Genomic DNA, 20,608 nt, shown 5'->3' with positions numbered 1-20,608 from the left:
GCTGACTACCCGATGGATCGGGGGCGTAGACGAACCATTTCGCGAGGCTTCAAGTGCTCGATAAAGGTCCAGACGAAAACCTGCCCACCGGTCTGGTGAAGATCGCATGTTCGACGTCGGACAATGTGAACAGCGCCTTTTATCAGAACGCCGTCCCCATCGTTCGGGAGCTGGTGGTCGAGAACGACAGGCTTGAGGAACTCGGCGATGTTTCGGTGCACCTAGTGGCCGAACCGCCCTTCATGTCTCCCGGGGTATGGCGAATCGATCGCATCGCACCCCAATCGATGCACCATCTCCGGTTGGTGGACTTGAAGCTCGACCCTGCGTTCCTTTCGGGAGTCAATGCGGCGCAAAAGGGTGAGATCCGCATCCGGGTCTGTTCGGGCGATCAGATGGTTGCCGAACATTCGGTGACGGTGAATGTACTGCCGCCGTCCTTCTGGGGTGGCGTAAATTCCGCGCCGGAACTGCTTGCGGCGTTCGTGCGGCCCACGGATCCCAGCGTCGACGTCGTGCTGCGCGATGCATCCGGCAAGCTGGCCGCAGCAGGGCGCAAGGATTCAATGGATGGTTACGTCGACAAACGGAAGGCGCGCGCCTGGGAGATCGCCGACGCAATATGGGCGGCGCTCGTGTCGCGCTCAATCTCCTACGTCCTGCCGCCGAAGAGCTTCGAGCAGAGCGGGCAGCAGATTCGCGGTCCAGGCGACGTGTTGGCGCGTCAAGTCGGCACCTGTCTGGACCTGACGTTGCTCTACGCTTCCTGCCTCGAACAGGCTGGTCTCAATCCGTTGCTGGTCCTGACTGAAGGGCATGCCTTCGTGGGCGCCTGGCTGATGGACGACGATTTTTCCAGCGTGGTGGTCGACGATCCCCAGGCACTGCGCAAACGCGTCCAACTCGAGGAACTCGTCCTCATCGAGACGACGCTGATGACGGGATCGAACCCTGCCCTTTTCAAGCAGGCTGTCGACGCCGCCAAGAAGCTGATCGCGGAAGATGCGGATTCCGCATTCGAATTGGCGATCGATGTCCGCCGCGCGCGCGCGACCAAGATACGTCCCCTGGATGTCGCCCCCGCGGGCGATGGAGCGGTCAGGCCGCAGGATACGGTCGCGGTCGCGCAGGACGTCGGCGAGGTTCCGGATTTCGAAGAAGAACTCGACCGGCAACGGGAGCCGGCGGCGGAGCGCCCAACCGACCGGCTCGAGACGTGGAAACGGAATCTGCTGGATCTGAGCCTCCGCAACCGTCTTCTGAACTTCAAGGATTCGAAAGCGGTCATCGCCATCGAGTGCGCCGACCCGGCAGCCCTGGAGGATGCTCTCGCTGACGGCCGACGTTTCAAGTTGATCGGCAAGACCACCGTCCTCGACGGCAGCGACGGCCGTGATGCCGCCCTGCTGACCGCACAGCGCAACGCGGAAGTCCGTAAGGATTTCCTCTTGGATGCGATGGCGCGCGGAGAACTCCACACCACCGTCGTCGATACGGATATCGAAGGGCGTTTGACCGATCTTTACAGGGCGGCCCGCCTCGCCTTCGAGGAAGGTGGAGCGAACGTGCTCTACCTTTGCCTCGGCTTCCTCAATTGGACACCCCAGGAAGGCGCCGGTCCATACCGTGCGCCTCTCGTCCTCATCCCGGTCCAGCTCGAACGGAAGAGCGTACGCTCGGGATTTAAGCTTGCCTTGCAGGGAGACGAGGCGCGGTTCAATCCGACCCTACTCCAGATGCTCAAGCAGGACTTCGACCTGTCGATGTCTGAATTCGCGGGCGATCTGCCGCAGGATGGAGCTGGAATCGATCTCAAGGGGATCTGGAAATCGGTCCAGCACCACGTGAAGCACATCAAGGGTTGGGAGGTGACCGAGCAGGTAGCACTATCGACCCTGTCGTTCACGAAATACCTGATGTGGAAGGATCTAGTCGATCGGGAGGACCTGCTCAAGCGTAACCGCGTGGTGAGACATCTAATCGATACCCCGACGCATACTTACGAAGGCGGAAGTGGCGGTTTCGTCTCACCCAATACAATCGACCAGGTGGTGGATCCGGGTGATCTCTTCACGCCGTTATCGGCGGACTCGTCGCAACTGGCAGCTGTGATCGCCGCGCAGCGCGGCGCCGATTTCGTCCTGTTCGGGCCGCCCGGCACCGGCAAGAGCCAGACGATCGCGAATACAATCACCAACTGTCTCGCGCACGGGAAGACGGTACTCTTCGTCTCGCAGAAAACCGCTGCGCTTGAGGTCGTCCGCCATCGCATGCAGGCAATAGGGCTCGGCAACTACTGCCTCGAAGTCCACTCGACCAAGGCGCAGAAGTCGAGCGTACTCGAGCAGCTCGCAACCGCCTGGCGCGACCGCAATGTCGCGACCGAAGACGACTGGAAAGCCGCGGCCGGCGAACTCGGGAAGAAGCGCGAGCTCCTCAACAAACTGGTTTCATCGCTCCACCGACGCCGAGCGAACGGCATGACGGCCTATGAAGCGTTCGGACGCGTCGTGGCGGACCGGGATCTGCTTGCCGACGCCGGGCTGACTTGGCCGGTCGGTACCGTCCACTCGCCCGCAGAACTCGCCGCGATGCGGGAATGCTGCGCGGATATGCGGACCGCTCTTCAGGCGGTCGGAGACCCCTCCGCCCACCCCCTCCGAGGTATCGAACAGACAAAGTGGAGTCCGGCCTGGGTTACGACCCTGCAGCAAGCCATCGATCGCCTGCAAGCTTCGCTCGGCGAATTGCGATTGGCCGCCGAAGGGCTCGCTTCGTCGATCAACTTGCATGAGGACGACTGGGACGATTCGAAACTCCCTCAATTGATCCGTCTGGCCGGCGCCTTCATCCAGCCGGATGCCGCCGATGGGATCGTGCTTCTGGCGGACAACGGAGCAGACCGCATCCGCGCATTGACAATGATGATCGAGCTGATCGCTCGGATGCGCGATCGCGCGGTAAGCTTGACGACCCAATACAGCTTGAAGGCGGCGGGTCTCGACATCCCGGCGCTGCAAAAGGATTGGGCGGAAGCGTGTGCCTCCAACTTCGTGGTCCGTGCGGGTCGAAAGAACAAGGTGCGCGCGGTGTTGCAGCCGTTCTGCAAAGGCGATGTGCCGGCGGATATCGCCAACGATCTCGCGGTCCTCGCGGATCTCGCGGATCTCGTGCGCGACATCGAAGGCCTCAGACCATCCTTTGCCGGGATGGAGCATCTCTGGCGGGGAGCGGCGACCGATACTTCCCGCTTCGACGCCCTCATCGTCTGGGCGATCAACGCGCGTGCCACCGGCGACGGGTTCGCCGCGAACGATGAAAGCTCCACCACTATCCTTCGCAACATCGGGGTCCTGCTCGGCCGCGATCCATACCGTTTCCATGCCGGCGGCAACGTTCGTCTAGCGTTCGAGCGTATGCACGCTGTATTTCCGAAGATGCACGCGAGCGCCAAGGAGCTTGGCGAGTGCGCGGGCCTGGAGAAGCCGGAATCCATCATCGTGCTCGAGCCGGGCTGGATTGAAACACTCCTCGAATGGATGTCGCGCTGGAAGGCAAATCTCATCGAGGCGCCGAAATGGGCAGCCTGGCAGACTGCTGCCCGGACCGCCAGGGCGGCAGGCCTCGGCCCCTTGGTCGTGTCGGCGGAAACCGGAGAAACAGAGGGGGACAAGCTTCTCGGCGCTTTCGAATACGCCTACGCCCGGTGGGTTGCCGAGACGATCGTCAACGAGGACGAAGTCCTGAGCAGCTTCCTCGCCGTGCGCCACGAAGCCGCGATCGAAGCTTTCATCGCGGCAGATCGGAAAATCAGCGAACTTGCGCGGGAGATCGTCAAGACGAGGATCGGGGTCGGCGTTCCGACCCAGACGAATTTCGGCAAGGATCCCGAATGGGGCACGTTGGCTCGCGAGATCACGAAGAAGGCGCGGCAGATGCCGTTGCGGCAGTTGTTCAGCCGCATTCCGAATGCTCTGACGCAACTCGCTCCTTGCGTGATGATGAGTCCACTTTCGATCGCGCAATATCTGCCAGCCGATGCAAAGCCATTCGATATCGTGATCTTCGACGAGGCGTCGCAGATCCCCGTCTGGGATGCGGTCGGCGCGATCGCACGCGGAACCCAGGTGGTCATCGTCGGTGATCCGGAGCAGCTTCCGCCGACGAATGTCGGACAACGCGGTAGTGGCGACGACGGCGACGATGACACGGGGATGATTCAGAGCCAACAGAGCATCCTGGACGAATGCCTCGCCTCGAACCTGCCGAGCATGCGCCTGTCCTGGCATTACCGGAGCCGTCACGAGAGCCTGATCGCTTTCTCGAACGCGAAGTACTATCGCGGCGAACTGGTCACATTTCCCTCCCCAGTCACGCGGGACACCGCGGTTCGATATGTTCACGTCCCGGGTGGCATCTACGAGCGAGGCGGAGCCAAGGTGAACCGCAAAGAGGCCGAAGCCGTCGCGGCCGAGGTCGTCCGCCGATTGAAGACGTCGAGCAGTTCGATCGGCGTGGTCACGTTCAATGGCGAGCAACAGAAGCTCATCGAAAACCTTCTCGATCAGGCGCGCCGGGCGGATCCGGATCTAGAGCGCCATTTCGACAAGACCCAGACGCCCGAACCTTTGCTGATCAAGAACATCGAGAATGTGCAGGGCGACGAACGCGACGTCATCATCTTCTCGGTCGCCGTGGGGCCGGACAAGAACGGTCGTGTGACGGCGCAGATCTCCTCCCTCAACGGCGAAGGAGGCCATCGTCGCTTGAACGTCGCCGTAACTCGCGCACGTCGTGAGCTCCTCGTTTTCGCCACGTTGCGACCGGAGCAGATCGATCTCGGACGTACCGGCTCCCGCGGTGTGACCGACTTCAAGCACTTCCTCGAATTCGCCGAACATGGCGCACGCGCGATCGCCGAAGCCTTCTCTCCGACCGGTCGTGGCACCGATTCTCCGTTCGAAGATGCGGTGATGAAGGCGCTCGAAAACAAAGGCTGGGTGGTGCATCCGCAGGTCGGCGTTTCGTTCTTCCGGGTTGATCTCGGCATCGTGCATCCCGATTTTCCCGGTCGATATCTGGCCGGCGTGGAGTGCGACGGCGCCACCTATCACCGCTCCGCGACCGCTCGGGATCGCGACAGATTGCGCGAGATGGTACTGACCGATCTGGGATGGAAGATCCGACGCATCTGGAGTACCGAATGGTGGCTGGATCCTCGGTCGGCGCTGGACAAGATTCAGACCCGTCTCGAAGCGGATCTGGCAGAGGATCGGGCGTCACGCGTCGATCCCGTTGTCGAGCCGGAGCCCGTGACCGAGTCGATCGACATCGACGCTGGTCCGGTACCGGACGACGATCAAAGGGTCATACCGTTCACGACGCCGGCGACTGCGAACAGCGGGAGTGCCAGAGGCGCTTCGGGTGCCTCGCCAACACCAGCGCACGATGAGCTGGACGCCGGCGAAGCTCCCGCGAGGCTCTATGCCAAGGGACCGGGGGCCGCTCCAGCAGCGGTCGTACTGGTCGCCGCTCCATACGTCAAAGCGGATCCGAGCGCCGCCTGCACGCCGGAACGCGATCGGTTCTACGACGTGGACTACCGTCCGAGTTTGCGGAAAATGGTCGACCACGTGGTTTCAGTCGAAGGGCCCATGTATTTCGACCTATTGGTCGACCGGTTGGCGCGCGCGCACGGGATACAGAGATCCGGCGAAACCGTGCAGAAAGTCGTCAAATCCGCTCTGGGTCGGGATCGTTATCCGCTATCGCGAGACGACGATCGCGATATCGTCTGGAACGCCGGGAATGGAGTGAAAGACATCGTTGCCTATCGTACGGGCGGCGAGCGGGTCCACGGCGAGATTCCATTATGCGAACTCGCCGGCCTTGCGCAGATGTTGAGCGCAACCGGCTTCGAAGACGAAGAGATCGTCCGGGGAATGCAGGCACACTTCGCTCTCGGACGTTTGGCGGCCTCTACGCGTGAAAGATTTGAGGCTGCCAGGACAATTCACTTGAACGCGCAGTGAGCTAAAGATCGGGATGCGCTACCAGCATCCTGCCCCATCTCTGGTGTAAAAAACGCGCCCATGGCTTTCCGGCGACTATGAATTGAAGAAGTAACCATCGCCGTCCGAGCCTGATCGGCGCTCTTTCGTGTTACCGTCCGGCTGTTTATATTTCTAAGCGGGCCTAAAAAAAAAGGCTCGTATTGCCGACAGTGAGGCGATCCCGCCATGGGCGACGGACTGAACGAGGGCGTAGTAGGCGACACCGCGAAGCTGATGATGCATCGGCTGATCGTGCGGATGCTTCGTCGCGCTCCCTCGTTGGTGGAGAAGGCCAAGGTGGCGCATGAGCGCCAAGAGAGCCAGTTCGCCGACTGGCCCTTCGTACGCGAATGGCAGGGACTTCTTGCGCTACCGCCGAAGGAACTGGCTTCGAAGCTCATCAGTCGAGATCGCGAGATGGTTCGGCTGCGCAACACCTCGCCGTTTTATCTCACCGAGGGCGTCAACTTTGGCGACTACCATGCCCGCGTCCGGCTGAGAAAGGCCGCGAGGAGGGTGGTCAAGCGCGGCTTGGATGCGCAACCCGAACTTTCCGTTCCTAGAGGCCCATGATGGCCGAGGGCCGCCGGCTGCGCACCCTGGAAGGCCTACTCAGGGTCGTCCGGGCCCTGGCCTACGAATTTAACACCGACACCGTCTTCATCGTCGGCAGCCAAGCGATTTTGGTGTCCATGCCCGACGCTCCGGAGCCGGCGAGAGCTCCACCTGAAATCGACGCCTTCCCGAAGAACGCGAAGATCTGGGAGCTGGAGGAAGCCGCGCGGACGACGGACGGCGATCCGTCTGTCGCATCCGAACACATCGACGGTTTATTCGGTGAGAATAGCCAGTTTCACCATCCGACGTCCGTCGCGCAAAGCCTGTGACGGATACGCGCGGGCCATTTTACCGTCTCTTCTTTGCAGGTCCGTCGATTGGGTCTACAACCTTCCGAAAAGGAAATTGAGTGGGGCGGAATTGTCTGGGGATTTTCATTTTGCAGCTGTCTCGAAGCGAGAGAGCTGCGCCGACGTGGTTTTCGTTCACGGGCTGACGGGAGACGCCGTCGATACGTGGACATGTGCGCCGGGCTCGGAGCCGGAGGGCGACTACTGGCCGAAGTGGCTATCTGCCGACCTGCCTTCACTGAGCTTCTATACGATCGGCTACCCGGCCAGCGTCTTTGCACAATGGGCTAAGAAGGAGATGAACCTTCATGAGCGCGCGAAGAGCGTTTTGGAGACCTTGGCCGGATATTCCCTCGGCAGCAAGCCGATCGTATTCGTCTGTCACAGCCTCGGCGGCCTCCTTGTTAAGCAGATGCTGAGAACGGCTTCCGAATCGCACGACGAGGGATGGAAGTGCGTTGCCGACAGCTGCGCGGGCGTCTTTTTTTTGGCGACGCCGCACACCGGATCGAGCCTGGCCGATCTGCTGAAGCTTTTCGTGGGCAGGCTGTCCTCCGTCCACGTCGATAAGCTGGCGTCCGAGAGTCCCGAACTGGACGACCTGAACGACAGCTTTCGCATGTTCTGCCACGGGCGGAACATCGACGTCTGCGTCTACTATGAGAAGTACAAGACGAAAAAAGTCGCGCTCGTCGTCGACAAACGCAGTGCGGACCCGGGGGTCGGCGCCACGGCGATAGCCGTCGAAGCCGACCATCTCACGATCTGCAAGCCGTCGAGTCGACACGACGTTGTCTACCTGGGCATATTGCGACGGCTGAGGAAGATCGCTCACACGCATCAACATCTGGCGGTCACCGACGAGTTCGCGCCCGACGACTTTCAGGAGCCAGGAGGGGACCGTCGATCGCTGCTCGAGAAGATGGCGGCCGCCGAGCGCGAGGACGAGTACCAGTTCGCCAACGAGTCCCAGAATCGGTTTGCGCGCGAGTTCGCTAGGCAGGGGCTGATCACAGGAAAAACGCGTCTCCATCGCAATCTGCTGGCCGACGTCGAGACCTACTTCCAGAACCTCATATACCACCCGCTGATATGTGCCGGTGCGGACAACGCCGCGATCTCCGCCGCCATCCTCCGTGACGTGGTCGAGCCGTTGAGCCTCAAGTACAGCGCCAATCAAGCGAGTACCAAGACCATCATGAACGCGCTCTATTTCCTGACGGAGCGATGCCATGTCCGATGGGATGCGCCATGATCATTCGACATTGGCACGCCCAGCTCGACATCTTCGACACCATGAGACGGTGTCTCGCGATTTTGAAGAACTGGAAGATGGCGCCCCCGCGCCGCGACCGTCTGTTCGTTTCGGATTTCTACCTGGTGAATCCGAGCCTTTTGCATCTCACGCAGATGTCCCTGGAAGCCAGACGCGCGTTCAATTCACTCAAGATTCCGCGGCCCGACGAGGCCTTCCTCGAGTATCCCTCGCCGCCGCTGCTGTACAACAAGATGGCAGGCACCCAGACGCTTGCCATTCAGAACCTCGTCGGTCGCGGCCTCTGCGATTTGATACTGGCAGATAAGGGACAATATCAGTTGACCGAAATGGGCAAGGAACTGGCCGCCTCGTTGGGCGACCGTCTCGTTCTTGGGCGCGAGCACGCCGTTCTGCGGTTCATCACCGACGAATTCGCCTCCGTTGGCACCGACAAGGGCGGGCTGCGATCGGCCACCGGTCTGCGGAGGATCGGAGCCTGATGACGCGCTCATTCATGGCGATCAGGCGTGTCCGCGTGATGGCGGGAGCATCCGTGGAATACGACCAGGAATTCCATCACGGCGTGAACGTGATTCGCGGCGAGAACAGTTCCGGCAAATCGACGATAGCCGACTTCATTTTCTACGGTCTCGGCGGCGAGTTCGACCGGTGGAAGGATGCCGCCAGCAGGTGCACGGCAGTCCGGCTTGAACTGGAGACGGCGTCGTCGACCTTGACGTTGCATAGGGCGATCGGAACCAGGCAGGAGCCGGTCTCCGTGTATTACGGGCCGCTTGCCGATTCGCTCGAGGCCGATATCGATGCGTGGCAGCGCTTCCCGATCCGACGCCCTCCTGGAGGCAACGACCTGTCGATAACCCAGGTCCTGTTCCGCGCCATCGGCCTTCCGGAGGCTCCCAGCCTAGGAAACTCCAACGTCACGATGCACCAGGTAATGCGTCTGCTTTATGCCGATCAGCAGACACCGGCCGGGAAGCTGTTTCGTTTCGAGAGTTTCGACACCAGGGACATCAGAGAGGTCGTGGGGCAGCTGTTGATCGGCGTCAACGGCTACGAGCTGTACGAAAATCAGATTCGTCAGCGTGAGCTGAAGGCCGAGTACGCCGAGAAGAACCGTGACTATCATGCGGCGGTTGCGGCTCTTCCCAGCTCGGAGGGACTGACGTCTGTCGCGATGCTCGATGCGCGGAGCGGCGCCTTAGTCGAGGAAAAGGCCAGAGTGTTGTCCGAGATCGCGAACGCCGACGATCTGGTCGGCGCCGATCAGACAGGCGAGTTCGCCGCGGACCGACGCAGCATGCAGACCAAGCTCAGGGCGGTCGCCGGAAATCTGAATCGGCTCGAAGAACGGGGGAGCACCCTGTCTGACGAAATCGGAGAGATAGAACAATTCGCCGCCTATCTGGAAGATCAGCTCGAAACGTTGAGCGCTACAGACGAGCTGGCGGAGAGGATCGGCAATATCGAATTTCAGTATTGTCCAGCGTGCCTCAAGCCGTTGGAGGACGGCGAGCCGGGTCACTGCATCGTCTGCCATCAGGTGCTCGATGTCGACGAGGTGAAGTCGAAATATTTCGAGATTAGAATCGACACGGAACTGCAGATCCGGGAATCGCGTCAACTTCTCGATGCCAAGAATACTCAGCTGCAGGTCGCGCAAGCCGATGCGCGCGTCCTGCGGCGCGACTACACCGCGTTGCTCACAGACTTCGCCGCCAGGTACGACATCAGCAATTCCCCGCGTGAAAGTTTTCTCGCAGAAAGGAATCGTCGGATCGGTCGCATCGACTATGAAATCGGACACCTCGAGGAGATAAGGTCCATCGTCCAACGCATCGACGCGCTTTCGGCGGCCCGCGTGGCGCTGAACGACGAGATCGAGCGGGTGGAAAAGCTGTTGAAGCGCCTATTCGCTTCTGCGACGTCGCGAACGAACAAGGCCATGACGTTAATCGGCTCGATCGGCTGCAACATCCTGAAGAAAGACCTGCCGCGCGAGGACGCGTTCGAGGATCCGACCACGTTTTCGATCAATTTCGGGGATGACGCGATGCTCGTCGACGGCAAGATGAATTTCGCCGAAAGCAGCAACGTGGTTCTCAAGAATGCAGCCATTTCGTCGATGCTATTCTCCGCTTGTTACGATCCCGAGTTCTGGCATCCGCGCTTTCTTCTGATGGACAACATCGAAGACAAGGGGATGGAAGCTGTACGGACACACAACTTCCAGCGTCTGCTCATCGCCGAGGCGCAGAAGGTGAAAGTCCCGTTCCAGTTGATCTTCACGACCTCGATGCCGGATGATTCCTTGGAGGGGAGCGACCTGACAGTGGGGCCCCGATACAGCCGACAGAGCAAGACTCTCGCGCACATTGTCACCAAGGAAGTCGAAGGTGGGACCTAGCCAGTATCGCTGCTCCTTGCCGCCGCCTCCTTTCGCTCCGCGAGGTACATTTCCCGAAGTCCACATGCTTCTGGAGCAGATCGGGACGATACGCCATCTCGCGATCGTAGATCAGGACGTTCGGCTCTCTGAAGCGTTGCATGTACATGGGCACGCCGATGACGACGGCGTCGGCATCCAGGAATTCCTTGAGGACCTCGGCGGCGAGGGCCGTTTCGTGGTCCGGCGCCGTCCGGGTCAGGATCGCGGGCCCGAAGTAGGGAAGCGGTTCCATCGCAAGATCGCGGCGCGCCCGGGCGATGTTTTCCGCGCCCCCGCTGAGGCGATCGACGATCGCTTTCGACAGTTTCCGGCTGACGGAGTTCGCGCCGCTGATGCTGGAATCAATGTGGAGTATTTTCATTGTGGTCGTCCTTGATGATGGGCGGCATCCGCGTCCTGGGCGGCCGTCTGCGGAAGGGTTTGGTCGGAGGCAGGCCTACATGGAAAGCGGGCCCGCCGTTTGGTGACCGAGATCAGAGATTGCCGTCCGCGAGCAGCTCGCGGGTGCGCTTCAGCGTCGACATCAAGGCGCTCTTGTAGCCCTTGCCCTCGCTGTCGAACTGCGCCTGCTCGGCCTGCTCTTCGGGGCCGTTCGGCTTCTTGCCGCGCAGGCCGGTGTAGCAATAGAAGCGAAGCTGCAATTCGCCTGCGTCATCTTCGAACAGCTCGTTGACGATGGCGCCTTCGCGCGGACCAGTCGCCTGGAAGAAAGTCACCTTATGCTGCCGCTCAAGGGTGATGATCTCGCGCAGGTCGGAGCCCGCGATGGTGGCTTCGCGCACGAAATGGGTGGCGCTTTCCTCCACGACGTCGCAGCGCGTGCACAGTCCCGGCGGGAGAAACAGGCGCGCATCGCGTGCCTTCAGTTCAAGGCCCTTCCAGGCCTGCTCGCGGGTGAGCTTAGTCTCACCGGCCGGATTCACCGGAACGGTAGCGGGATTTTCGATCAGGACGCGCGCTCGATCCATAACATCAACAAGCTGGTGCGGTCCGTCTCGGACAACATCGCGCTTTTCACACGGGCGGGCCTCGAGCAGCGCAAGATCGCCGACGGTCTGGCTGCCACGGTCGCCGCAGAGTACGTCAAGGGCAAATACGACCTGACGACGGACGATGTCCGCGCCATGCGCAAGGCGGTGGCCCACTGGCGCGGCATCTACGAAGCCAGGTACCGCGATATCCGGCACGGCGTGTTCGCCCATAAAGGGCTGAGTCGCTCAGATGCCGACCTGCTGATGGCGAAGACGAACATCGAAGAGATGAAGACCATGTTCGGTTTCCTGCACGCGCTACACCTGTCGCTATGGGAGCTTTACTTCAACGGCAGGAGGCCAGACCTAACGCCGGCGACGTTCGTCATGCCGCCCTCGGCGCGGCACGCGGGCGGGTCGTTGAAGGCGGGCGAGCGCGTCTACCGCGACAGCCTAGAAGTCCTGTTCGGCATGCTCTCGCCATCGGAAGCCGATCGCAGCGACGACTAAGCCTGTTGATATTGTGGACAACGAATTCACTCGTGATCGGTCGACTTTCCCTCAATGTTTCACTCACGCGCTGAGGGAAACTCAGAGTGAATATTGATATCATTCGACTATCAGTCCCGCATCGAACGGAAAGCTCACTGCGGCAAGCCGACATTCCCTCAACAACACATCAAGGTTAACGCGGGAGGGAAGCTAACTCGCCAAGATGAGCTTGACTCACGCTTTCGTGTATTAACATCTCATACGCGCCGTTGACGATCCCGAAAGAATGTATTAGATTCTAGTACATTAACGACGCGATGGTCGCGGCGGCCAACAGGATCAGGAGAGAGGCAGATGAGACGGAAGATGAATAAGGCGGATAAGGCTGCAGTGCTGGCAGATCTCGAAGTGAAACTCGAACGCGTGCGCCATCAGTCGTTCGGCGACGATATCGCCACGATCGAGGGATTGTACGGAACGAGATACATTAGGCCCAACGCATCAGCCGATGACGTGAAGCGCGAGGCGCTGTCGCAAGTCAAGAACCACGCTCTAGATTGCATCAACGGGATCGCCTGATGGCGAAGCCGTCACCCCGCGCCGCTCGCGTCGTCGCCGCCGGCAAATTGCTTTACGGCGACACGCGGTGGCAGTCGCCGCTGGCGAGGCTTACTGGTCTTTCGCCGGCGCTCCTGCAGAAGATAGGCGATGGCACGCGCGCCATCACTGACGACGTTGATCGTAAGGTCGCCAAGGCGCTGATCACGGAGGCCGGCCGCATGCGGTTGACGGCCGACAAAGTCAACGAGATCGCAGGGCGGATCCTGCAGAGCATGGAGGATTGATATCATGAAACCAGTCGGATGGAGGAGCGAGCCAAAAGGGCCTGGCAGAGCTGTTCATATGTTTCTCGATGTCGCGGGTGAGCGCGTTGAGCTTCTCGCCTACGATTGCCCGGCCAGCCGCGCCTGGCCCCGAATGTGCGGATTCGAGGTATTTGGTCGCCTTCGAAAGGGAGGTCCGTTTCACGACCAGCTCGCCGCCGGTGAGTCCGAGAGCCTTACAGAGGCGATGGAGGCAGCGCAGATGATGGTATCTCAGCCCAGAGATGCTTGGGCCAAGCTGCCACGGTCGTGGGTTGCTTAGCAGCGCGGTGTTCCTCGGAAAGAGTTTCGTGCGGTCCACTGCTACTGGACAATCATCCCGAGCGCCGGGTTCTTGAGCTTGCTCCGCCGGAACGTCTCGCGCGGCTCCGGCAGCTTGCCGCCCGCCTTCTCGAAGGCCCTGATCAGGGCCTCGGACCACGCCGCCATGGCGTCGGATTTTTCCGTCATCTTCTGATTGTTCACGTAAAACGCCTTCGTCGTTGGCGCCAGCCTGTCGTCTGTTTCCTCGTCGGCGTGCGCCAGCATCCCTGAGATTCCCGATTTCGGCACGCCGGGCGCGTTGTCCAAAAAATTGCCGGCGACTGAGCGGACGAGGTGCAGCGAGAACCACGGCAGATCCTTTAGCCGATTGATCTCGGAGATTCCCTTGAGGCCCCTCATGGCGCGCAGATGCGCGTTGAGCGAGTTCGGGTAGACCGCCACGTCGTCATTGTCCGGATCCCGCCCACATCGCCGCGTCGAGGCGAAAACCCACTTGCTGCTGATCTCGCCGTGTTGATTGCGCACGAGCTGCGTCCAGTCAGCTATCGAGCCGTTGGCGACCGACAGCACCGCCGGCGGCAACGGCAACCAGAATTCGTGTCGTCCCTTCATCATTTCCGGCGGCCATGTCGATCGACCCCATCCTTCGCGGCCGAACTCGTCTGTCTGATGCAGACGGGACCGCTCGAGCGCCACGGTGGAGAAGCGCCGGTTGCCGGTGAAAGCCACCCACCACAGGCCCCAGCGCACGCCGGGGCTGATCTTCTCCTCGGCCTTCCGGCCGGCGCAAAACGCTTCATGCTCGACGAGCAGGGCCCCTAGGTGGTCGACGCCGAACGCGACCTTCGCCAACGCCAGAGTTTTCTTTCTGGCCTGCATCTCGATGATCTCGTTGCCGCTAGGATCTGGTGGCCGCATCGCGGCCCACCACGGCATCGTTCCGTGCAGCCCGGACTTCTCGCCCCTCTTGGACAGCGCCCAGGTCAGGGCGCTCTTGATGTAGGCGAGCGTCTTGCAAGCGGCCCGGTGGCCGTTGTCTGTGTGTACCTGCGCGACGGCGCGGGTCACGTCGAGCGACGTCAGGCCGACGAGAGTCTTGGGCCCCAGGGCCATGACCGGCGGCTTAACGAAGGAGAGCCTGACGTCGTCCATCGTCCCCTTGCTCGGAGGCTTGACCCGACCAGCCGACCACCGCGGCTGCTTGAGGGATTCCTGGTACTCCCGATCGAGGTCGCCCCATGTCCAGGCTGGCGCGGGCGCTTGAGCTGGGTCAGAGCCACGTGTCCGATCAATCTCGTGATAGACGCCTCGGGCTTTCTCGCGGGCCTCGCGAAGCCCAAGGTATTCCGGGTCCTTGTACTGGCCAATCGCCGACCCGATGCGCTGCGAGCGGCCGAACGCTCGGACCATCCACGAGACCTTCCGGCCTCTCTGCCGCAGCGTCAGGTAGGGCTGCGAGGTATCGTTCCAGTCGTTGATCTCGACGCTGCTGGCCGCCTCCGCTGCCGACGAAGCGGCCAGCCTGAGGACATCCGGTCCAATCTGAATTCTAGTTTGCAAGGAAGCCTCGGGTGCCGTTCGTACAAAATCCGTACAAACGATATGCGGTCGACTTGCCGACTGGTAGTCATCCAGGGTGAGTTTAGCCTCTTTTTCCCGGCCAAAACAGCGACATAGTTACCGGCGTTGACGTGCGCGGTTAGAACACCGGCATCATAATCCTGGGGTCGGTGGTTCGAGTCCACTCCTCGCTACCAAATTTTCTGGCTACCAAATCTTGCAGACATGTTTCCAAGGCCTTGCATGCGTCGCGAGGCCTTTTTCATGCCCGCAGAGGTGTTGGCTCGGCCTGTTCCGTGCCCTCTACGATGCCGCGTCTTCGCCCCCGTCCAGTTCCGAGAAGATCTGCTTGTCCTGGAAAATGACTTCGGCGGTTTGCCTGTAGTGCGCCGTGAGCAGATCCACGGCACGGTCCGCATCCCCGCTCAAAACCGCGCTTGTGATCGCCTGATGTTCGTCGGTCACATGGCGTGACGGGAAGGCCTTGCGGATCGACAGACGCCGATAGCGGTAGAGCTGGTCGGCGAGTTGTCCGCAGAACGCGATCAGGGACTGCGAACCGCAATTCCCGATCAAGGTGCGGTGATAGACGCGGTGCAGTCGCTCCCATTCCGGATTGTCTTCGAACTGTTCGGCATTGAGCGAGCGCGGGGTTCGCCCGAGGCGATGCTGCGCGAGGAGAAGCTGTTCCTCCCATTGCGGCGTCGATGCCGCCATGGATTCCCGCAGCGCCAGACTCTCGACCCAGCACCGGGTCTTGGTCAGTTCGGCCAGTTCGCTCCGGCTGATATCCGCGACATAGAATCCGCGCTGCTCGCGGCACTCGACCAGACCATCGGCGGTCAGCCGGTTGAGCGCCTCGCGGAGCGGCGTCTGACCGGTCTGATACAGCTCGGTCAGGAAACGCATCTGAAGTTTCCGGCTCGGCTCGAGCCGCCCAGACAGCAGGTCCTCCCGCAGCCGGTCATACACCGTGCTGGTTTGGGTCGAGGACGACGGCGGCGAAGCCAGTTCCAGTGATGTTGTGTCCACGTGCTTCAATCCCGGAATCATCTGCTTGTCGGCTTCGATTTCTATACACTTTTTCCGAATTCATAAAAATATATAAATTTTTGTTGTAAAATCCAATTTATATAGATATTAGTTGCCCAAAGTCCTGAGAGATGCTGGCTGGGAGGCGCGACAATGTTTGGCAAGGCTCCGCAAGCGCCTGAGGCATCGGCAATTTTCGCAGCCGTCCAGCCGCGCATGGCCCGGTCACAGCCATGAGCGCCATCTCCCGATGCACTTGCGGGATCGATATCCACGCGCATGTCGTGCCCGCCTCCTTTCCGTCCTACCTAGGCGCGGCGGTGCCGGCCGACTGGCCGTCGATGGCGGATGCCAAACCCTGCCACAAGCATGTGATGATGGCCGGCCGCGTCTATCGCACGGTGTCGGATCGCTGCTGGGATGTCGCCAAGCGCGTCGCGGATATGGCGGAAATGGGACTCGACATGCAGGCCATTTCGCCGATGCCGGAGCTACTGTCCTATTGGATGGAGCCCGCAGCGGCGAATGATCTCCTCCGCTACATTAACGACCAGATGGCCGAGATGGTCATGCATTCCGGTGGCCGCCTCGTCGCCCTCGGCGCGCTGCCGCTACAGGACATCGACCGCGCCATCACCGAGCTGCATCGGCTGAAGCACGAACTCAGCTTTGCGGGCATCGAGATCGGCAGCAACATCAACGGCAAGCCGATCGGGTCTCCCGACTTCGATGGATTCTTCGCCGAGGTCGAGAAGCTCGACATGGCGGTGTTCGTCCACGCCTTGCGGCCTTGCGGCATGGACCGCCTCGTCGGCCCGGCCCAATTGCAGCAGGTGCTGGCCTATCCGACCGATGTCGGCCTTGCCGCAGCATCGGTGATCACCTCGAACCTCCTACTGCGCCACCCGCGCCTGCGCATGGCGTTCAGCCACGGCGGCGGCACGCTCGCGTCGCTGCTGCCGCGGCTTCAGGAGGGCTATCAGGTGTTCCCCGTGCTGCAGGAGAGCATTCAGGAATCGCCGACCCTGCAGGCACGCCGGCTCTATTACGATGCGCTGGTCTATGACGACCCGACGCTGCTGCATTTGATCGCCAAGTTCGGCGCGACGCAGATCATGCTCGGCACGGACTATCCGTTCGCATTTCACGATCGCACGCCAGCAACGCGCGCCGCATCGGCGATCGGCGACGAGACCACGCGCAATCTCGTCCTTTACGCCAATGCAAGACGTTTCCTCGGCCTTGACGAGCAGGCTCCGCAATGACCCATTTCCCGATCTCTGCCCTGCGCAGCGTCGATCTCGACACGCCAGATCTCGAGCAATCCGAGCAGTTCTACACATCTGTCTGGGGCCTCGACCTCGTAACGCGCCACGACGGCGTCACTTACTTGCGGGCCAGCGGTACCGATCACCATGTCGTCGCCTTGCGGAAGGGCGATCGCCCCGCGCTGAGGGCCATCACGTTCCGGCTGCATTCGGATGCGGAATTCGAAACGATCGCCGCAACATCGGTGAAACACGGGGCCACGCTGCTCTCCGGCCCGGCACCAAATCCGGCGCCAGATGGGGGCACACTGATGACCATCCGCGCCCCGGACGGCGGCGTACTGCGCTTCATTCATGGCGACCTGCAACATGCCGAAGCTCCGTCATCGGCCAACCGGCCGACGCGTCTTGCGCATGTCAACATCAACAGCACCGGTGTCGATGATCTCGCCGCGTTCTACGAACAGGCACTCGGCTTTCGTCTCACCGACCGCTCGAAGATCATGGCCTTCGTCTGCTGCAACAGCGACCACCATGCCATCGTCATCGCCGACGCTGCCGTGAACGGACTCAACCACGTCGCCTTCCTGATGCCGGATCTCGAAGCAGTGATGCGGGGCTCGGGTCGCATGATCGATGCCGGATTTCCCATTGCCTGGGGCGTCGGCCGTCACGGCCCCGGCGACAACGTGTTCGCTTACTTCATCGACCCCGTCGGAACCGTCATCGAATACACCGCCGAAGTCCTGCAGGTCGATGACAGCTATGTCGTACGCGGCCCGTCGGAATGGGTCTGGCCACCCGGTCGCACCGATCATTGGGGCATCGCCCCGCCGAAAGCCGATCACGTCAAGGCAGCACAGATTGCCATTGGCTACGCCGACGGGAGTGCCGCGTGACGCTTTCATCGAAGCCACAGAATGATTTTCAGGTCGTCGTGGTCGGTCACGGCCCGTCAGGCGCCATCGCGGCCAGTCTTCTCGGCAACCGGAGCATCCGTACACTGGCCATCGACCGTCAGCGCGAGGTCTATGACAAGCCGCGTGCGATCGCGATCGATCATGAGATCCTGCGCCTGCTCGACAATATCGGCGCTGCCGAGCGCGTGCTGCCTTACGTTGCTCCGTTCCCCGCCTCCCAGCATTTCGGCGCCAAAGGGCAGCTGATCCGCCGCATCGACATGGTCGCGGAGCCCTATCCGCTCGGCTACACGCCCAGCATGGTGTTCACGCAGCCGCCGGTCGAAGCTGCCTTGCGCGAACATGCCGCGGCCTATGACAGCGTCGCGGTCGAGCTGGGCACCGAGCTCCTTGGCTTCACGCAATCGACGGATAGTGTGACGCTGCATTTGCGCGACGATCGCGGTACGACGCACGCTGTCACAGCCGACTACGTCATCGCTTGTGACGGCGCATCGAGCAGCACCCGGCAACAGCTTGGCATCGCATTCGAGGATCTCGTCTTCGATGAGCCCTGGCTGGTGGTGGATCTGCAGGTGCATGAAGCAGCGCTCGGCAAGCTGCCGGACACTGCCGCGCAATTCTGCGATCCGTCGCGGCCCACGACCTTTATCATCGGCCCCGGCAATCATCGTCGCTTCGAAATCATGCTGCTGCCCGGCGAAGATCCGCGCGAGATGGAAACGGCCGCGCAGGTATGGCGGCTGCTGGCCCGCTGGATCACGCCCGACGACGCTACATTGTGGCGTGCGGCGAGCTATCGATTTCATGCGCTCGTCGCACAGGAATGGCGGCGCGGCCGCATTTTCCTCGCCGGAGATGCCGCGCATCAGCAGCCGCCATTCATCGGCCAGGGCATGTGCCAGGGCATTCGCGATGTCGGCAATCTCGTCTGGAAGCTCGACCGCGTTCTCCGCGGACAATCCAATGCAAAATTGCTCGACAGCTACGGCGAAGAGCGCGGCGAGCATGTGCGCCAGCTCACTTCCCGCATCAAGGCCATCGGCCATGTGATCTGCGAACGCGATCCCGACGCCGCAGCAGCACGCGACGAGCGCATTCTTGCGGAGGGTGGTGGCCACCCCCGCACCATCACCCGTCAGGAAATCGTGCCGCCGCTGCAGACTGGTCTATTGGCGTTCCCGCTTCATGCTGCGCATGGCACGCTATTTCCACAGCCCTGGATCAGGACTGCAGAAGGACGGCGCCGTCTCGATAGCGTCGCCGGCACCGGATGGCGACTTGTGCTCGATACACGCAACGAACTGGAGTTCAGTCCCGACCTGCAAGCGATCATGACTCAGCTGGACATCAAGCCAATTCGCATCGGCCCCACCGCCGATGACGTACTTACTGAAGAGGACGGCGTTCTCGCCGCCTGGTTCGACCGTCACGATTGCCGCGCCGCAATCGTGCGGCCCGACCACTACGTCTTCGGCATCGCCCGCGACGTTAGCGCACTCGACGCGCTGTTCACCGATCTTGCGGAGCGGCTCTGATGATCAGGCCGGCTGCACAGTATCACCACACCAACATTCCCCACGGACACGCAGCTTCCAGAGCGAGGGCATCACAATGAAATTGGCAAGTTTTCAGATCGGTACCAGCAAGACCTGGGGTGTGATCGAGGGCGACGAGGCGCTCGACATCGGCGCCGTTCTCGGCAACCGCTACCCCGACCTCAAATCCGTCATCGCCGCGGACGCGCTGTCCGCCGTGCGCGATGCTTCCGGCAAAGCCAAGCGTATCCCGACCGCTGACATCACCTGGCTGCCGGTCATTCCAAATCCGGACAAGATCCTCTGCATCGGCCTGAATTACGAAATGCACCGCAAGGAAACCGGACGCGCCGAGGTCGAGAACCCCACGGTGTTCGGCCGCTTTGCCAACAGCCAGACCGGCCATCTCACCAATATCATCCGCCCGAAGAATTCGACCCATCTCGATTTCGAAGGCGAGCTCGCCATCGTCATCGGCAAGCCCGGACGCCATATCACGCAAGCCGATGCGTGGAGCCACATCGCCGGCTATGCCTGTTACAATGAAGGCAGCGTGCGCGATTTCCAGCGTCACACCCATCAGTTCACGCCCGGCAAGAATTTTCCGGAGACCGGCGGCTTCGGCCCCTGGATGATGACGCCGGACGAACTCGGCGATGTCGCGCCGCTGCGGCTGCAGACCCGCGTCAATGGCCAGGTCGTGCAGGACGCCACCATCGATCAGATGATCTTCGATATCCCGCGTCAGATCGAATACTGCTCGTCCTTCACCCGTCTTGAGCCAGGCGACGTGATCGCCACCGGCACGCCGGGCGGCGTCGGCGCCAAGCGCACGCCTCCACTTTGGCTGAAGCCGGGCGACATCGTCGAAGTCGAGATCGATCGGCTCGGCGTGCTGCGCAACGGTGTGGCCGACGAGGTCTGATGCAAGCGGCAGCCCGCGCCACCAGCGCCGCGGGCTGCTTCTCACGACAAAAACCCGCTCGTTCAAAA

18 protein-coding genes are annotated in these 20,608 nt (G+C 61.4%); 13 read left to right on the top strand and 5 right to left on the bottom strand.

Annotated elements, in window-relative coordinates:
• Positions 1–53: 53 nt before the first annotated feature.
• The 6 genes from AB8A33_RS03130 (at position 54) to AB8A33_RS03105 (ending at position 10,644) form a co-directional block, all read left to right on the top strand.
• Complete coding sequence (locus tag AB8A33_RS03130) at positions 54–6,032, top strand: DUF3320 domain-containing protein (RefSeq protein ID WP_439091381.1); 5,979 nt, start codon at positions 54–56, stop codon at positions 6,030–6,032.
• Positions 6,033–6,239: 207 nt separating this feature from the next.
• Positions 6,240–6,626 carry a hypothetical protein gene (locus AB8A33_RS03125; protein ID WP_439091380.1) on the top strand — a complete coding sequence of 129 codons (387 nt, stop codon included), beginning with the start codon at positions 6,240–6,242 and terminating at the stop codon, positions 6,624–6,626.
• Positions 6,626–6,940, top strand: coding sequence for a hypothetical protein (locus tag AB8A33_RS03120; RefSeq protein ID WP_439091379.1), 315 nt, complete (start codon positions 6,626–6,628; stop codon positions 6,938–6,940). The genes AB8A33_RS03125 and AB8A33_RS03120 overlap by 1 nt, the downstream gene beginning before the upstream one ends.
• Positions 6,941–7,085: 145 nt before the next feature.
• Complete coding sequence (locus AB8A33_RS03115; protein ID WP_439091378.1) at positions 7,086–8,216, top strand: ABC-three component system protein; 1,131 nt, start codon at positions 7,086–7,088, stop codon at positions 8,214–8,216.
• Positions 8,213–8,719, top strand: coding sequence for an ABC-three component system middle component 5 (locus tag AB8A33_RS03110; protein ID WP_439091377.1), 507 nt, complete (start codon positions 8,213–8,215; stop codon positions 8,717–8,719). Before AB8A33_RS03115 ends, AB8A33_RS03110 begins: the two co-directional genes overlap by 4 nt.
• Entirely contained in the window at positions 8,719–10,644 is a 1,926-nt protein-coding gene (locus AB8A33_RS03105; protein WP_439091376.1) for an AAA family ATPase, read from the top strand. The genes AB8A33_RS03110 and AB8A33_RS03105 overlap by 1 nt, the downstream gene beginning before the upstream one ends.
• Here the strand turns inward: AB8A33_RS03105 and AB8A33_RS03100 are convergent.
• Positions 10,616–11,047: an NAD(P)H-dependent oxidoreductase gene (locus AB8A33_RS03100; RefSeq protein WP_439091375.1), complete on the bottom strand. Its 432-nt coding sequence runs from the start codon at positions 11,045–11,047 to the stop codon at positions 10,616–10,618. The genes AB8A33_RS03105 and AB8A33_RS03100 overlap by 29 nt on opposite strands.
• 112 nt (positions 11,048–11,159) lie before the next feature.
• Positions 11,160–11,636: an AtaL-like protein gene (locus tag AB8A33_RS03095; RefSeq protein ID WP_439095840.1), complete on the bottom strand. Its 477-nt coding sequence runs from the start codon at positions 11,634–11,636 to the stop codon at positions 11,160–11,162.
• A 33-nt stretch (positions 11,637–11,669) separates the two neighbouring features.
• Here AB8A33_RS03095 and AB8A33_RS03090 point away from each other — a divergent pair, with 33 nt between their 5' ends.
• The 3 genes from AB8A33_RS03090 (at position 11,670) to AB8A33_RS03080 (ending at position 12,994) form a co-directional block, all read left to right on the top strand.
• Positions 11,670–12,167 (top strand): hypothetical protein, encoded by a 498-nt coding sequence (locus AB8A33_RS03090; RefSeq protein WP_439091374.1) that lies wholly within the window; start codon positions 11,670–11,672, stop codon positions 12,165–12,167.
• A gap of 348 nt (positions 12,168–12,515) precedes the next feature.
• Positions 12,516–12,728 (top strand): hypothetical protein, encoded by a 213-nt coding sequence (locus tag AB8A33_RS03085; RefSeq protein ID WP_439091373.1) that lies wholly within the window; start codon positions 12,516–12,518, stop codon positions 12,726–12,728.
• Positions 12,728–12,994 carry a hypothetical protein gene (locus AB8A33_RS03080; RefSeq protein ID WP_439091372.1) on the top strand — a complete coding sequence of 89 codons (267 nt, stop codon included), beginning with the start codon at positions 12,728–12,730 and terminating at the stop codon, positions 12,992–12,994. The genes AB8A33_RS03085 and AB8A33_RS03080 overlap by 1 nt, the downstream gene beginning before the upstream one ends.
• Before the next feature lie 342 nt (positions 12,995–13,336).
• On the opposite strand, the gene AB8A33_RS03075 is transcribed toward AB8A33_RS03080, so the two are convergent.
• The 3 genes from AB8A33_RS03075 to AB8A33_RS03065 all read right to left on the bottom strand — a co-directional run bounded on the left by AB8A33_RS03075 (position 13,337) and on the right by AB8A33_RS03065 (position 16,170).
• A complete protein-coding gene (locus AB8A33_RS03075) occupies positions 13,337–14,857 on the bottom strand; it encodes a hypothetical protein (RefSeq protein WP_439091371.1) in 1,521 nt (506 codons plus the stop codon).
• A gap of 303 nt (positions 14,858–15,160) precedes the next feature.
• On the bottom strand, positions 15,161–15,910 hold the full coding sequence (locus tag AB8A33_RS03070; RefSeq protein WP_439091370.1) for a GntR family transcriptional regulator: 750 nt from the start codon (positions 15,908–15,910) through the stop codon (positions 15,161–15,163).
• 20 nt (positions 15,911–15,930) lie between these two features.
• On the bottom strand, positions 15,931–16,170 hold the full coding sequence (locus AB8A33_RS03065) for a hypothetical protein (protein ID WP_439091369.1): 240 nt from the start codon (positions 16,168–16,170) through the stop codon (positions 15,931–15,933).
• 3 nt (positions 16,171–16,173) lie between these two features.
• On the opposite strand from AB8A33_RS03065, the gene AB8A33_RS03060 reads away from it, so the two are divergent.
• The 4 genes from AB8A33_RS03060 to AB8A33_RS03045 all read left to right on the top strand — a co-directional run bounded on the left by AB8A33_RS03060 (position 16,174) and on the right by AB8A33_RS03045 (position 20,540).
• Positions 16,174–17,154, top strand: a complete 981-nt coding sequence (locus tag AB8A33_RS03060) for an amidohydrolase family protein (RefSeq protein WP_439091368.1) — start codon at positions 16,174–16,176, stop codon at positions 17,152–17,154.
• Positions 17,151–18,056, top strand: coding sequence for a VOC family protein (locus tag AB8A33_RS03055; protein ID WP_439091367.1), 906 nt, complete (start codon positions 17,151–17,153; stop codon positions 18,054–18,056). The genes AB8A33_RS03060 and AB8A33_RS03055 overlap by 4 nt, the downstream gene beginning before the upstream one ends.
• Positions 18,053–19,615 (top strand): bifunctional 3-(3-hydroxy-phenyl)propionate/3-hydroxycinnamic acid hydroxylase MhpA, encoded by a 1,563-nt coding sequence (gene mhpA / locus AB8A33_RS03050; RefSeq protein WP_439091366.1) that lies wholly within the window; start codon positions 18,053–18,055, stop codon positions 19,613–19,615. Before AB8A33_RS03055 ends, mhpA begins: the two co-directional genes overlap by 4 nt.
• A 76-nt stretch (positions 19,616–19,691) precedes the next feature.
• A complete protein-coding gene (locus tag AB8A33_RS03045; protein ID WP_439091365.1) occupies positions 19,692–20,540 on the top strand; it encodes a fumarylacetoacetate hydrolase family protein in 849 nt (282 codons plus the stop codon).
• The last annotated feature ends 68 nt before the right edge of the window (positions 20,541–20,608 follow it).

This window comes from Tardiphaga sp. 813_E8_N1_3 (assembly GCF_051811025.1).
Lineage (GTDB): Bacteria > Pseudomonadota > Alphaproteobacteria > Rhizobiales > Xanthobacteraceae > Tardiphaga.
The sequence above is the reverse complement of the archived record's forward strand: the minus strand, read 5'-3'. Positions and strand labels throughout refer to the sequence as shown.